Genomic DNA, 13,085 nt, shown 5'->3' on the forward strand with positions numbered 1-13,085 from the left:
CAGGGGGCGGCGCGGAGGAGGAATTCCATGCAACGCACCATCGTGACCTACGGGCTGATCTCGGGCGTCATCATCATACTGGGCATGATCGCCACCATCGTCTTCTCGTTCCAGCACAGCCTGTGGCTGGGCTATCTGATCATGCTGGTCGGGCTCTCGGCGATCCTGCTGGCGATCAAGTCGCATCGCGACAAGGTGCTGGGCGGGGTCATCAAGTTCTGGCCGGCGTTCCTGATCGGCCTGGGCGTCGCGGCGGTCGCCGGGATCGCCTATGTCGCCATCTGGGAGGCCTATCTGGCCATCACCCACTATCGCTTCATGGACGAATACACGGCCAGCATCCTGGACTCGAAGAAGGCCGAGGGCCTCTCCGGCGCGGCCTACGCCAAGCTGGCGGCCGAAATGGCCGAGATGAAGCAGAACTACGCCAACCCGCTTTACCGGATGCCGATGACCTTCATCGAGATCTTCCCGGTGGGTCTGCTGGTCGCCCTGGTCAGCGCGGCCCTGGTGCGCAATCCGAAGTTCCTACCGGCAAAGGCTTAGAGCCGCGTCACCCGCACCGCCATCCACGGCCGGCCTGGCAGCGCCACGGTCGGCCGGTCGGGGTCGTGCAGGAAATAGGGATCCTTCTTGGCCATGACGAAGGCCCCCTCGACCGGCGTCACGGTCATGTTCCAGGTGTCGAGCACCTCGACCTGGAAGCGCTCGCCGCCCGTCAACTCGTCCTTGGGCAGGGCCACGGCCCATTCCGTCGGCGCGGCCTCGCCGAAATAGCGCAGGTAATACGACCCGGCCTTGCCGCCCAGGTGCTGGTCCCACCACTTGTCGATCGGCTCGAAGCCGGGCTTGGGCCCCGCCTCCATCACGTTTCTCAGGAAGGCCAGGCGTGGCGTGCTCTCGCCGTGCAGCTTTCCGCCCTTGGCGGTCCAGCCGTCGTCCCCCTTGTAGATCTCTCCGTGACCGACATAGGTACCGGCGACCAGCCCGTGCCAGAAGCGCTCGACCATGCCCTCGGGCTTGAGGTCGCCCCAACGCTTGTCGATATCGCCTTCGTAGCGGACCTCGTCGTAGATCACCGGCTTCTTCCAGACGCCCCGCAGGATCTCGGCCCGCGTGTCGTCCATCACCGCCGCGCCGTTCTGGATGCTGGCGTGGGTGATCCACGGCCGCCCGTTGTCGTAGAGCTCGCGCCAGTTGTGGATCGAGCACAGGCGGCCGTACGGGTCCTCGGCCTTGATCAACTGGCCGATGCGCTCGAAATCTGCGACCGACTTGGCTTTGACCAGGTCCCACTCGTTGGCCAGCGACCACCAGACGTTCGAGAAGCTGGCGAACCGGGCGACCATGTAGCGGACATAGCGGTCGTCGCGCGCCGGGGTCATGGCGTGCCAGCCGGTCTTCTCGTCATAGGGATGGAACAGGATCAGGTCGGCCTGAACGCCCTGCTCGCCCAGCCGCCGGACGCGGTCCTCCAGGCGTCGGAAATAGACGGGGTTCAGGCGGTCGTAGTCCCAGCCTTCGCCTTCTTTTTCAAAAGGATAGATCGGCTCACCCGGCACGTTCGGGAAGACGCACATCCGCATCTTGTTGAACGGCGAGGCCCTCAGCGTGGCCAGGGTCTGGTCGCGGAGGGCGTCGCTCTGCTGGGCCCAGGCATAGGCCGTGGTGCCGATCTGGCGGTAGGGCGCCCCGTCGGCATGGGCGAAGTGGTATCCGCCCGTCACGTGGAGTGGGCCGTGATCGGCGGGGCGCGGCGCGATGGCGGCGATCGTTCCGGCCTGGCCGTTCAGCCCCTTGACCGGACTGGTGGTCCGCCAACGCCAGACGCCCTCGCTCGGCGGGCTGCAGCGCACGCGCCAAGTCCCGTCGCCATCGTAGAAGCCGCGCGCCTTCAGCGTGGTCTTGCCGTCGGTGAAGGCGGCGATGAGCGAGACGTCGAACGGATTGCCGGGAACGACCGCCTTCAGGGCGATCTCGTGCACGCCCCAGCGCGGGACGGTCGAACCCCGCGCCAAGGCCGGCGCGGCGAGGAAGGCCAGGCCCAGGCCCGTGGCGGCCCGGCGGGTCAGAGGCAACGAATGCATGGCCACAGTAGCGAGGCCACGCCTGGATTCTGCAACCCTTAAGCCGCCTGCAGCTGCTGCTTGACCCGCTCGGCAAGGGTCTTGATGTCGATCGGCTTGGGCAGGAAGGTCACGCCCGTCTCGCCTTCCAGCAGATCGCTGAACTCGGCCTCGGCATAGCCGGAGATGAACATCACCGGCGCATTGCCAAGATAGCCGCGCGCCTTCTTGAGCAAGGTCGGGCCGTCGATGCCGGGCATGATCACGTCGGAGATCAGCAGGTCGATCGTGCCGGCGTGCTCCTCGGCGATCAGCAGCGCCTCCTCGCCGTCGGCGGCCTCCAGCACCTCATAGCCGCGGGCGCGCAGCAGACGGGCGGCTACGCTGCGGACGGCGTCCTCGTCCTCCACGAACAAGATGCGGCCGGCGCCGGACAGGTCGCGGGCGGCGCGCGGCTTGACCGGCTCCGCGGCGGCCTGGGCGGCGACCACGCCCGCCGGGGCGTCGTAGATGGGCAGGAAGATGCGGAAGGCCGCGCCCTCGCCCGGACGGCTATGGACGTGGATCCAGCCGTCGCTCTGCTTGACGATGCCATAGACCGTGGCTAGGCCCAGGCCGGTGCCCTCGCCCACCGGCTTGGTGGTGAAGAACGGGTCGAAGATCTTGCCCATGACGTCGGGCGGAATCCCCGGACCGTCGTCCGACACCTCGATGAAGGCGACGTCGCTCTCGGCGGCCGGGAAGCCCAGGCCGATGGCTTCGTCGCGGGTCAGGCGGGCCGTGCGGATGCGCACGATGCCGCCGCCCTTGGCCGCGCGCACGGCGTCGCGAGCGTTGACGGCCAGATTCATGACCGCCGTCTCGAGCTGGCTCTTGTCCGCGCGCACCTTCGGCAGGTCGCGGCCGTAGTCGGTGATCAGCTTGACGTCTTCGCGCAACAGGCGGCGCAGCAGGACCTCGAACTCCGAGATCAGCTCGCCTAGGTCCAGCACCTCGCGCTGAACGGTCTGCTTGCGCGAGAAGGCCAGCAGCTTGCGAACCAGGTCGGCGGCGCGCACGCCGGTCTGACGGATCTCGTTGAGGCCCTCATAGGACGGGTCGCCGACGGGATGACGGTGCAGCAGTTCGTCAAGGCGCAACTGGATGGCGGTCAGCAGATTGTTGAAGTCGTGAGCGACGCCGCCGGCGAGCTGGCCGATGGCCTGCATCTTCTGCGATTGGGCAAGCTGAAGCTCCATCTGCTTCTGCTCGGACACGTCGATCATGTAGGCCACGACGCGGCCCTCGGCGCGGTAGAGATAGAGATGGGCGATGCGGGTCTGGTCGCGGGCCAGGCGCACCTCGAAGGGACCGGCCTTGCCCTCGTTCAGGCGGATCTCGGCCTCGGCGCGCGTGGTCGCGTCGATCAGGTCTCCGAACACCATGCCGGCCTTGCCGCCGGTCATGGTCGTCAGGGCCGGATTGACCTCCAGCACCCTCGACTTGAAGGGCTCCAGGCCCTCCAGCAGCGCCGCGCCGAACGGCGAGGCTCCGGCGAAGGCGTCCAGGGTCGTGGGCGGCGGGGCGACGCGCTCGGGAACCGGCGCGGCCTCCAGGGTCTCAACGACACGCTGCGGCTCGACGATCGGGGTCAGGCGGATCAGCAGGCGACCGCCAGCCAGGCGCGAGACGTTGGCGGTGTGGTCCACGCCGCTGGCGCGCAGCACGCCCTGCGCCATCTCACCCTTGCGGGCTTGGACCAGGGCGGCGAACAGGCTGGAGCCGGCCACGCCCTTGGGCAGGCGGCGCTGGTCGCCCATCACCTCGCGCCAGAACAGGTTGGCGGCCAGCAGGCGGCCGTCCGGCGCGGCCAGGGCCGCGGGCTCGCTAAGGGCGTCGATGAAGCCCTCGGCCTGGTCGACGTCGCTGCCGGACACCGCCGAGCCCCGGATGGCCACCAGTCCCAGGATCGCCACGCCGGCGACACCCAGAAGCAGCAGCAGCCCGGCCAGGGTCACCGGCCCGGCTTTCAGCGCCGGCGCCACGGCGAAGGCCGCCGCGGCCACGAAAAATACCGCCGCGCCCGCCAGCCACGGATCGAAGCGCCGGCGCGGCGCGCCAGTCGAAGCTTTGTCCTGAAGCTGAAAATCGGCCATGGGCGGGGGTGTTACCTTTGTTACGGCAAAGCCGCGACTCACTTGTAATCGGGGAAACAATAGCCTTTCCCGAGCGATAGAGCATTTCCCGATAAGTGGTCCCGGTTATCGGATCGAGAAATGCTCTCTCTCATCGCGTTCTGAGCCCTCTTTCCCGATCCGATCGAAGATCGGACCGGGAGGGCTCAGCGTCAGTTTTCTGGAAATTGGGTCTTAGAGAGGACGCGCGCGCTGCCCGGCGCCGGCCGCAGCGCGCGTCTGGGGCTTCTTGCCGTTCATAATGAAGCTGATGACCTTGGCGACGGCTTCGAAGTGTTCGACCGGGATTTCCTGGTCGATTTCGACGCTGGCGTAGAGGGCGCGGGCCAGGGGCGGATCCTCCAGCACAGGCACGCCATGCTCCTCGGCCAGGGCGCGGATCTTCAGGGCCAGCTCGTCGACGCCCTTGGCCACGCACATGGGCGCGGGCGTCTCACCGGCCTCGTACTTCAGCGCGACGGCGTAGTGGGTCGGGTTCATGACGACCACCGTCGCCTTGGGCACGGCCTGCATCATCCGCTGGCGCGAGCGCTGCATCTGAATCTGGCGGCGCTTGCCCTTGATATGCGGGTCGCCGTCCGACTGCTTGAACTCGTCCTTGACCTCCTGAAGGGTCATGCGCATCCGGTTCATGAACCGGATGCGCTGCCAGAAGTAGTCGAAGGCGGCGGTGGCGACCAGGAAGATGATCACCATGATCAGCAGCTTCTTGGACAGCTTCAGCGCCTCGGGAATCAACAGTGAGACGTCCATGCCGACCAGGTTGCGCACCTCGCCGACATTGGGCTTCAGCACCATCCAGGCGATGAAGGCCGTGACGCCGATCTTCAGGACCGACTTGGCGAACTGCACCAGCCCGTCCATGCCGAAGATCCGGGTCAGGCCTTTCAGCACGTTCAGCTTGCTGAAGTCGGGCTTCAGCTTGTCGGGCGTCAGCATGAAGCCGGTCTGGGAGACGTTGGCGATCACGCCCAGGGTGGCGGTGACGATCATCACCAGCAGCAGCGGCGGCATGGCGGCCATCACCGCCTGCTTCATGATCAGCACGGCCCCGCCGCTGGAGATCTCGATGGTGCCGGCGTGGGCGATGAACGGATAGAGCGCGCTCATCAGGTCGCGCGTGAGCCAGCCGCCAGCCAGCAGGATCACCGAGACCGCGCCGGTCAGCGAGGCCAGTTGCGGGATGTCCGCCGACTTGACGACGTCGCCCTTGGCGCGAGCGTCCGAAAGCTTCTTGGCTGACGGCTCTTCTGTTTTCGACTCGGGATCTGAATCTTCCGCCATTCCGCGCCCCTAGTTGAACACGGCGAGAAGTTCGCGGTAGCGGTCGGTCCAGACCATGGCGATGCCGCCCAGCGACAGCGCCAGCAGGGACAGGCCCAGGATGACGCTGAGCGGCGAGGTCACGAAGAAGATCTGGAAGGCGGGCATGACCCGGCCGACCAGGCCCGTGGCCAGGTTGAAGACCAGCGAGAACACGATCACCGGCGCGGCCAGCTGGATGCCGAGCGAGAACGACTGCGCCACCGTCCGCACCGCCAGGGTGACGGCGTCGTTGATCGGCACGGCGCGGGTGAACGGGAAGATCGTGTAAGACTTAACGATCGCACCGATGAACAGGTGATGCAGGCCCGTGGCCATGATCAGGGTCAGGCCCATCATCGACAGGAAGCTGGCCACCGCCGTGCTCGAACCCTGCATCGAGGGGTTCACGCTCTGGGCGAAGGACAGCGTGGTCTGCATCGAGATGATTTCGCCGGCCGTGGTCAGCGAGCTCATGAACAGGCGCAGCACCGAGCCGATCATCAGGCCGATCAGGATCTCGTGGATCACCCCGCCGACCAGCCCGCCCAAGGTATTGGGGATCGGCGGCACCGTGTTCTGCACCAGCGGGCCCAGCAGCAGGGCCATCAGCAGGGCGAAGGCCAGGCGCACACGCGGCGGCACCGACTGCTCGCCGATGCCCGGCATGGTCATGACCATGGCTCCGACCCGCGCGAACACGAGGCCGGCGACATAGACCTGAAACGCCGTGGCGAAGGAGTTCACCGGAAGCCCCTGCCCTTCCGCTACATGCCGGCGATGCGGGCGGCGATCTGGCGCATGAAGCCGCTCATCAGCGCGCCCATCATCGGCAGGAAGATCAGCAGCGACACGAAGATGGCGACGATCTTGGGGGCGTAGACCAGGGTCTGTTCCTGGATCTGGGTCAGGGCCTGGAACAGGCCGATGGCGACGCCGATCACCAGGCCGACGATCAGGCAGGGGGCGCACAGCTGAAGCGTCAGCCAGATCGCGTCCCGGCCGACATCAAGAACCTCTGCGCCCGTCATGCGAAGCCTCGTGGGAATCGGCCGTACTGGCCGCGTTGTTTCGAGGCGTGAAGATGGGCGAAATATGGTTAACGGAGCGTTAGGGGTTGCGGCCTGGGCGGTGGGAAGACCGGGGCGCGACGGTGGGTCGCGGGGGCTCACGGGCAGGCGCTAATGTCCCGCGCGCGGATATGTAGAATGCCATATCGCCAGGCGAAGCTCTCCCAAGCCCCCCAGGCCAGGCCGACCGTCACGACAAGCAGGATACCCGCCAGCGCCCAGTAGCGCGCGCCTTCGCGCGCCCGGCTCACCGGCGGCTTTCCCGGTATCAGGGCGAACCTGGCGCTTCGAAAGCCTACCCAGAGGACTCCGGCCAGAAGACCTTCTGCCAACACGACGATCAGGGTGGCTACGAACATGCGGCTCACCGTTCGTGGAGGGCGGCCAAAGCACGAGACCAGGTGGCCGCGTCGGCTGTCGCCGCTTCGCTTAGCGAATGCGAATCCGCACCGGCACCTGGATGTACGAGCCCGCGCGGCTCTTGCCGTCCGGACCCAGCAGGTCGACTTGGGTCCGCGAGATCATCGACAGGGCGGCCTGGCCGACGCCGAGATCGTTGGGGCTTTCTTCCTGCACGGTGCAGGCGGTCAGGTGACCATCCTGCTTGACCATGCAGTTCAGGAGGGCGACGGCGACGCGCGGCTCGGACACGGGGGTCAGCAGGTCCGACGGAGCCTTGGCTTGAGCCGGGGTAGCGACGACGGCGGCGGCGAGAGCGAGCAGAGCAATCACGAGTTCATCCCTTACTTATCTTTGTTGGCCGGCCTTCCGCCGCCCCTTCTCCCGCTTTGGGAGTGTTCCGTTTCGGATCAGGCGGCCTGGGCCTGCTTCAGCCGTTGCAGGCCCTGTGCCGCCAGGTCCGTGAGCGAGCGCAAACCCAGTTCGGAAAAGACGTCGAAGGCGGAGGCCAGGGCCGCGCCGGCCCGGGCCAGGCGACCGTCGTCGCGGCCGGTGATCTCGACCCGAGCCTCATAGAGACGGGCCAGATTCATCTGGGCCACGGCCCAGCTGGCCGGGTCACGGCCGCCGGGCGAGGCGGCCAGCTCGGCCTTGAAGGCCAGTTCGGCGGCGTCCAGCACCGCCAGGTCGGCGGTCAGCTCCGCGCAGCGGGCCAGGCACAGGGCGCGATTGTTGGCGACCACGGCGCGCAGGGCCAGGGCCGGCTGGGCCTTGAGCACCTGGGTGGCGCGGTCATAGGCCGAGACGGCCTGCTCGAAGGCGCGCTCGCTGGTCGAGGCTTCGCCCAGGCCTTGAAGCCCCGCGCCCAGAGCGGCGCCGGCGCGCGCCCAGTCCATCGGGCTGTGCTCGATCGACAGCACGTCCACGGCGGCGAAGTGGGCCTCGACACCGTTGGTGATGTGGGCCAGCTCGCCATCCAGCTCGCCCAGCAGGACAAGCGCCTGGCCACGCAGGCCTTCCAGGCGGGCCCAGGCCAGGGGTTCGAAGTCGGAGTCGAGCACGCCGGCCGCCGTCTTGGCCTCGGCAGCGGCCAACTCGGCCAGGGCGCGGTCCTTCAGGCGCTCGGCGCAGGCCAGAATCAGTTCGATACGCGCGGCGCGCTGGTCGGCCAGCAGCAGACGGGCCGGACCGCCCTTCACGCGCTTGGCCGCCGCCAGGGCGCGCAGCGGCGCTTCATAGGCCTGAACCGCGGCCAGGGCGCGGTCGACATTGTTGTCGGCAAGGGCGGCGCGGCCTTCCAGGCCGGCGGCCAGGGCGTTGCACAGCGGCGTTCGCCGATCAGCCGGCGTGCGGGCCAGGGTGGCCGAAGCGGCGGCGATCAGCCCCTCGTCTCCGAACAGGTCGGCGCCGAGGATGGCCAGCACGGCCTGCTCGCAGCGCGCCCCAGCCAGAGCGTCGTGGCGTCGCTCGGTTTCGAAGATCTTCACGGCGGCCTCGGCCTGGGCCGCGCCCTTGCGCAGCGCCGTGGCGTCGCCGCCGCGGCGGGCCAGTTCGCGCCAGACGACGGCGGCCTCCAGGAGGCGCGCGCCACGGTCCTTGGCGCCGATGCGGCCGGCGACCACGTCGGCCGACCGCGCTTCGTTATTCAGCAGGCGCAGATCCAAAAGCTCGAGCAGCGAGGTGTCCCCGCCGGTCAAGCCTTCGCGCCAGGCTCCCTTGGAGTCGGCGTCCACACCAAACAACCGCTTTAGATCCCGCCCGAACTCGAACATCGCCTTGCGCACTCCGCCTACGGATCGTCCCACGCCGGGACAGCCCGACAGAGGTTCAACGCATAATCAGCAAAACCGGAGCCAACGAGTTTAACAAGTGGTTAACAGGTGTTTACGGCGCATTAACCATAAATATTTCCTATATTTTTACACCTTGTTTCAAATTTCGACCAATTTGGTTGATCATGTAGTGAATTGGCACACTTCTTGCTTTGCCGAATACAAGCTGGACCGCGAGTTGAGGCGCATTGTTAGAACTTCGTTCATTGAACTGAAAATGACGTTAACCCTAAGATTTAAGCCCTGGTTTACCTTTCGTTCACGGGCGCCCTCCCCTTCTCGCGGCGAAGCAGGCTAGAACACGACCAGGAACGATTTCTCCGGAGCTCCGCCCATGGTCGCCGTCACTCTCTGGATCGCCAGTCTCTGCCGCGCCGAACCGGGCTATGGCGGCTGGTCCTATGTGCGGCGGCTGGACGGCGAGACCGGCCCGGCGGCGATCAAGGGCGCGGCCGGCGGCGAGCGGCGCACCAGCGCCGCGAAGATGAGCCTGACGGCCCTGGCCGAGGCGCTGGACAGCCTCTCGGACCTGCCCAAGGACACGCCGGTCACCCTGCGCTTCGCCGATCCGGATCTCGCCGGACAGTTGGTGGCGGCGGACGGCGCCTACGCCACGGCCGAGCCGGAAGCCTGGGCAGCCGCCCGCGCCGCGCTCGCGGCTCGTCCCGTTCTGGACCTGGTCCCCGCGGCGCCCTCCGCGCCCGCGAACGGCTTCCTCGACGCCTGGGCCGAGTTCGGGCTGGATACGGCCAAGTCGCGCGGCAGCTTCAAGGCCGCGATCCCCAAGCCCAACCTGCTGAAGTTCCCGGGCTAGTTAGAGCCGCCCACGATTAGGTCCGCCGTCGCCGGATTGCAGGCGAACGGGATGTTGGCCAGGGTCGCCATGCGGATCAGCGCCTTGACGTCGACGTCATGCGGCTGCGGCGACAGCGGGTCGACGAAGAAGATCAGCACGTCCAGGCGCCCCTCGGCGATCATCGCCCCGAGCTGCTGGTCGCCGCCCAGCGGACCGCTCTTCAGACGCACCAGATCCAGATGCGGCAGCGCCTCCAGGATCCGACCGCCGGTCGTGCCGGTGGCGAACAGCGCCTTGCCCTTCAGATAGCCTTCATGCGCCACCGCCCATTCGACCAGGGCGGCCTTTTTGTCGTCGTGGGCCACCAATCCAATCGCGAGAGGGCCGATGGCGAGGGAAGCGGGCATGAGGAGATTCCGGAACGGCTAGGGCCGCACTCATTTCGCGCCCGCGCGCCGAAGGCAAGCATCGCTCTGCCCGCGGCTTGAGCATGGCGCGCTTTTGCCCCCGCCGCCTCTTGCGCCCGCCGCCGGAGAGGTTCGTCCTTGGCCTGTAGGGCAATGGGGACTGATCATGACCAAGCGGATGTCTGGCGAGCCGGCGCTGGGGCGCCGAACCTTTCTGCGGAGCGCGGCCTTCCTGGCGGCCGCGGCGCCGATCCTGACCGAGGCCCAACTGGCCATGGCCGCCGCCCAGACCAGCGCGCCGCCGTCCGGCATGGCCCTGCACGGCCAGAGTCCCAATGCGCCGCCAGCGAACATGACGCTGATCAACGCCAACGAAAATCCGCTGGGTCCCAGCAAGGCGGCGTGCGACGCGATCGCCCGCGTCGCCCCCTTGGGGGGCCGTTATGACCTGAACGGCGAGACCGACCTGCTGGCGCGAACCTTCGCCGCCCAAAACGGCCTCAAGCTCGAGAATGTCGCCGTCTATGCCGGCTCGTCCGAACCGCTGCACTACAGCGTGCTGGCCTTCACCTCGCCGACGAAGAGTTTCGTCACCGCCGATCCGTCCTACGAGGCGGGCATGTACGCGGCCAAGACCAGCCAGGCCAAGGTGGTGAAGGTCCCCCTGACCGCCGACTGCGCCCATGACGTCAAGGCCATGGTCAAGGCCGACGCCCAGGCCGGCGTCATCTATATCTGCAACCCGAACAATCCGACCGGCACGCTGACCACCAAGCAGGACATCGTCTGGGCGCTGGAGAACAAGCCCGCGGGTTCGATCCTGCTGGTCGACGAGGCCTATATCCACCTGACCGACGCCCAGGACACCCTGGACCTGGTGGCCGCAGGCAAGGACCTGATCGTCCTGCGGACCTTCTCGAAGATCTACGGCATGGCCGGCATCCGCTGCGGCTTCGCCGTCGCCCGGCCGGACCTGCTGGCCAAGCTTGCCCCGTTCGGCCAGAACGCCATGCCGATCACCGGCTCGGCCGCCGCCCGCGCCTCGCTAGAGGACGCGAGCCTCGTCCCGGAGCGTCGCAATATCATCGGCGACACCCGCCGCGACACCCTGTCCTGGCTGAAAGCCAACGATTACAAGGTCATCGGCGATCCGCGGACCAACTGCTTCATGATCGACACCGGCCGCAACGGCAAGGCCGTGTTCGCGGCGATGAAGGCCAAGAACGTCCTGATCGGCCGCACCTGGCCCATCTGGCCCAACGCCGTTCGCGTCTCGGTCGGCACGCCCGAGGAAATGGCCAAGTTCAAGGCAGCCTTCAAGGAGGTCATGGACGCCAAGCCGATGGCGCTGGGCGACCACGTTCAGCACGCCGAACTGGGCTACTACGCAACCCTTTAGGGCGGCGTAGCCGTTACGCCCGTTCCTTCGTCCGCTCGAAGCGCACCTTCGGGTAGCGCTCGGCGACGTAGCCGATTTCCCAGGACGACTTGCCCAGGAACACCGGTTGCTCGTCGATGTCCTGGCCCATGGCCGACTTGTGCTTGCTGACGAAGTCCTCGACGTCGGCCTTGTCGCCGCCCAGCCAGCGGGCCTCGGCATAGGGGCTGGCTTCGAAGATGCACTCCAGCTGGTATTCGTTGGCCAGGCGGTCGGCCATGACCTCGAACTGCAGCTGGCCCACGGCGCCGACGATGAAGTCGCTGCCGATCATCGGACGGAACAGCTGGGTGACGCCCTCCTCGGCCAGGCCTTCCAGCGCCTTCTTCAGGTGCTTGGCCTTCAGCGGATCCTTGACGCGCACGCGGCGGAGGATTTCCGGCGCGAAGTTGGGCAGGCCGGCGAAGCGCATCGTCCCGGTCTCGGACAGGCTGTCGCCCACCCGCAGGACGCCGTGGTTGGGGATGCCGATCACGTCGCCGGCGAAGGCGTCCTCGGCCAGTTCGCGGTCGGACGCGAAGAACATGATCGGCGCGTTGACGCTCATGGCCTTGCCGGTGTTCTGGGCCTTCAGCTTCATGCCGCGCGTGAAGCGGCCGCTGGTCAGGCGCAGGAAGGCGATCCGGTCGCGGTGGTTGGGGTCCATGTTCGCCTGGACCTTGAAAACGAAGCCCGACACCTCCGCGTCGCCCGGCGCGACATGGGTGTCGACACCGCCCTTATTGACCTTGGCCGGGTGCGGCGGCGGGGCGTAGGCGCCGATGCCCGCCAGGAGTTCGTTGACGCCGAAGTGGCGCAGGGCCGAGCCGAAGAACACCGGCGTCATGTGGCCTTCCAGGAAGCTCTGCACATCGAACGGCTTGGCGGCCTCGGACACCAGCATGGCGCCCTCTTCGACCTCGGCCAGCTCCTCGGGGTCGAGGTACTGCACCACCGCGTTCGACTTCAGAGCCACCGGTTCGGGATGCCCCTCCTCGTCGGTCGAGCTCTTCTTGGCGTACGGGATGAACTTCTGGCCGCGAAGGTCCAGCATGCCCTTGAAGCGACCGCCCGAGCCGGCCGGCCAGTACAGCGGGGCCGGGTCCAGGGCCAGCTTGGACGAGACCTCGTCGAGCAGCTCGAACGGGTCCTGGGCCTCGCGGTCCATCTTGTTGATGAAGGTGATGATCGGGATGTCGCGCAGGCGGCAGACCTCGAACAGCTTCAGGGTCTGGGGCTCGATGCCCTTGGCGGCGTCCAGCACCATGATCGCCGCGTCGGCGGCCGTCAGGGTGCGATAGGTGTCTTCCGAGAAGTCTTCGTGGCCCGGTGTGTCCAGCAGGTTGAACATCAGGCCGTCGTGATCGAACGTCATGACCGAGGCCGAGACCGAGATCCCGCGTTCGCGCTCGATCTTCATCCAGTCCGACTGGGTGCGGCGGGTCTGGCCGCGCGCGCGCACCGCGCCGGCGGCCCGGATCGCCCCGCCGGCCAGCAGCAGGTTTTCCGTCAGGGTCGTCTTGCCGGCGTCGGGGTGGCTGATGATGGCGAAGGTGCGCCGACGGGCGGCTTCAGCGGCGGGGGAAGAGCTCATGCGCGGGGACTAGCCCCATCAGCCCTTT

Annotated in this window: 13 protein-coding genes; 3 read left to right on the forward strand and 10 right to left on the reverse strand. The window is 67.4% G+C overall.

The window, feature by feature from the left end; translation table 11 throughout:
- The first annotated feature begins 27 nt into the window (after positions 1–27).
- On the forward strand, positions 28–546 hold the full coding sequence (locus ACW175_RS17935; RefSeq protein ID WP_492101354.1) for a DUF4199 domain-containing protein: 519 nt from the start codon (positions 28–30) through the stop codon (positions 544–546).
- Here the strand turns inward: ACW175_RS17935 and ACW175_RS17940 are convergent.
- From ACW175_RS17940 to ACW175_RS17975, 8 genes are all read right to left on the reverse strand, one after another.
- Positions 543–2,087, reverse strand: a complete 1,545-nt coding sequence (locus ACW175_RS17940; RefSeq protein WP_492101355.1) for a DUF5605 domain-containing protein — start codon at positions 2,085–2,087, stop codon at positions 543–545. The genes ACW175_RS17935 and ACW175_RS17940 overlap by 4 nt on opposite strands.
- A 38-nt stretch (positions 2,088–2,125) precedes the next feature.
- Positions 2,126–4,201 carry a cell cycle histidine kinase CckA gene (gene cckA / locus ACW175_RS17945; RefSeq protein ID WP_492101356.1) on the reverse strand — a complete coding sequence of 692 codons (2,076 nt, stop codon included), beginning with the start codon at positions 4,199–4,201 and terminating at the stop codon, positions 2,126–2,128.
- Between the two features lie 213 nt (positions 4,202–4,414).
- The gene (gene flhB, locus ACW175_RS17950; protein WP_492101357.1) at positions 4,415–5,524 is read right to left on the reverse strand and encodes a flagellar biosynthesis protein FlhB; all 1,110 of its coding nucleotides are present in this window, start codon (positions 5,522–5,524) and stop codon (positions 4,415–4,417) included.
- 9 nt (positions 5,525–5,533) lie between these two features.
- The gene (fliR, locus tag ACW175_RS17955) at positions 5,534–6,289 is read right to left on the reverse strand and encodes a flagellar biosynthetic protein FliR (RefSeq protein ID WP_099580249.1); all 756 of its coding nucleotides are present in this window, start codon (positions 6,287–6,289) and stop codon (positions 5,534–5,536) included.
- Between the two features lie 20 nt (positions 6,290–6,309).
- On the reverse strand, positions 6,310–6,573 hold the full coding sequence (gene fliQ / locus ACW175_RS17960; RefSeq protein ID WP_099580251.1) for a flagellar biosynthesis protein FliQ: 264 nt from the start codon (positions 6,571–6,573) through the stop codon (positions 6,310–6,312).
- 137 nt (positions 6,574–6,710) lie between these two features.
- The gene (locus ACW175_RS17965) at positions 6,711–6,971 is read right to left on the reverse strand and encodes a hypothetical protein (protein WP_492101358.1); all 261 of its coding nucleotides are present in this window, start codon (positions 6,969–6,971) and stop codon (positions 6,711–6,713) included.
- Positions 6,972–7,041: 70 nt separating this feature from the next.
- Positions 7,042–7,344 carry a hypothetical protein gene (locus ACW175_RS17970; RefSeq protein WP_492101359.1) on the reverse strand — a complete coding sequence of 101 codons (303 nt, stop codon included), beginning with the start codon at positions 7,342–7,344 and terminating at the stop codon, positions 7,042–7,044.
- A gap of 77 nt (positions 7,345–7,421) precedes the next feature.
- Positions 7,422–8,795: a hypothetical protein gene (locus ACW175_RS17975; protein ID WP_492101360.1), complete on the reverse strand. Its 1,374-nt coding sequence runs from the start codon at positions 8,793–8,795 to the stop codon at positions 7,422–7,424.
- Positions 8,796–9,177: 382 nt separating this feature from the next.
- Here ACW175_RS17975 and ACW175_RS17980 point away from each other — a divergent pair, with 382 nt between their 5' ends.
- Complete coding sequence (locus ACW175_RS17980; protein WP_492101361.1) at positions 9,178–9,657, forward strand: ribonuclease H family protein; 480 nt, start codon at positions 9,178–9,180, stop codon at positions 9,655–9,657.
- On the opposite strand, the gene ACW175_RS17985 is transcribed toward ACW175_RS17980, so the two are convergent.
- Positions 9,654–10,046 (reverse strand): methylglyoxal synthase, encoded by a 393-nt coding sequence (locus ACW175_RS17985; protein WP_492101362.1) that lies wholly within the window; start codon positions 10,044–10,046, stop codon positions 9,654–9,656. The two genes, ACW175_RS17980 and ACW175_RS17985, sit on opposite strands and share 4 nt — an antisense overlap.
- A 166-nt stretch (positions 10,047–10,212) precedes the next feature.
- Here ACW175_RS17985 and ACW175_RS17990 point away from each other — a divergent pair, with 166 nt between their 5' ends.
- Positions 10,213–11,445 (forward strand): pyridoxal phosphate-dependent aminotransferase, encoded by a 1,233-nt coding sequence (locus tag ACW175_RS17990; protein WP_492101363.1) that lies wholly within the window; start codon positions 10,213–10,215, stop codon positions 11,443–11,445.
- Between the two features lie 13 nt (positions 11,446–11,458).
- Here the strand turns inward: ACW175_RS17990 and ACW175_RS17995 are convergent, their stop codons facing one another.
- Positions 11,459–13,057 (reverse strand): peptide chain release factor 3, encoded by a 1,599-nt coding sequence (locus ACW175_RS17995; RefSeq protein WP_492101364.1) that lies wholly within the window; start codon positions 13,055–13,057, stop codon positions 11,459–11,461.
- Positions 13,058–13,085: the final 28 nt, after the last annotated feature.

The sequence above is a fragment of the Caulobacter sp. FV1ye6ST genome (genome assembly GCF_058681225.1).

Bases quoted from the DNA above. Each gene is read 5' to 3' on its own strand.
- ACW175_RS17980 (WP_492101361.1), top strand. From the start codon at position 9,178: ATGGTCGCCGTCACTCTCTGGATCGCCAGTCTCTGCCGCGCCGAACCG.
- ACW175_RS17990 (WP_492101363.1), top strand. From the start codon at position 10,213: ATGACCAAGCGGATGTCTGGCGAGCCGGCGCTGGGGCGCCGAACCTTT.
- flhB (WP_492101357.1), bottom strand. From the start codon at position 5,524: ATGGCGGAAGATTCAGATCCCGAGTCGAAAACAGAAGAGCCGTCAGCC.
- ACW175_RS17940 (WP_492101355.1), bottom strand. From the start codon at position 2,087: ATGCATTCGTTGCCTCTGACCCGCCGGGCCGCCACGGGCCTGGGCCTG.
- ACW175_RS17985 (WP_492101362.1), bottom strand. From the start codon at position 10,046: ATGCCCGCTTCCCTCGCCATCGGCCCTCTCGCGATTGGATTGGTGGCC.
- ACW175_RS17965 (WP_492101358.1), bottom strand. From the start codon at position 6,971: ATGTTCGTAGCCACCCTGATCGTCGTGTTGGCAGAAGGTCTTCTGGCC.
- ACW175_RS17935 (WP_492101354.1), top strand. From the start codon at position 28: ATGCAACGCACCATCGTGACCTACGGGCTGATCTCGGGCGTCATCATC.
- fliQ (WP_099580251.1), bottom strand. From the start codon at position 6,573: ATGACGGGCGCAGAGGTTCTTGATGTCGGCCGGGACGCGATCTGGCTG.
- cckA (WP_492101356.1), bottom strand. From the start codon at position 4,201: ATGGCCGATTTTCAGCTTCAGGACAAAGCTTCGACTGGCGCGCCGCGC.
- ACW175_RS17995 (WP_492101364.1), bottom strand. From the start codon at position 13,057: ATGAGCTCTTCCCCCGCCGCTGAAGCCGCCCGTCGGCGCACCTTCGCC.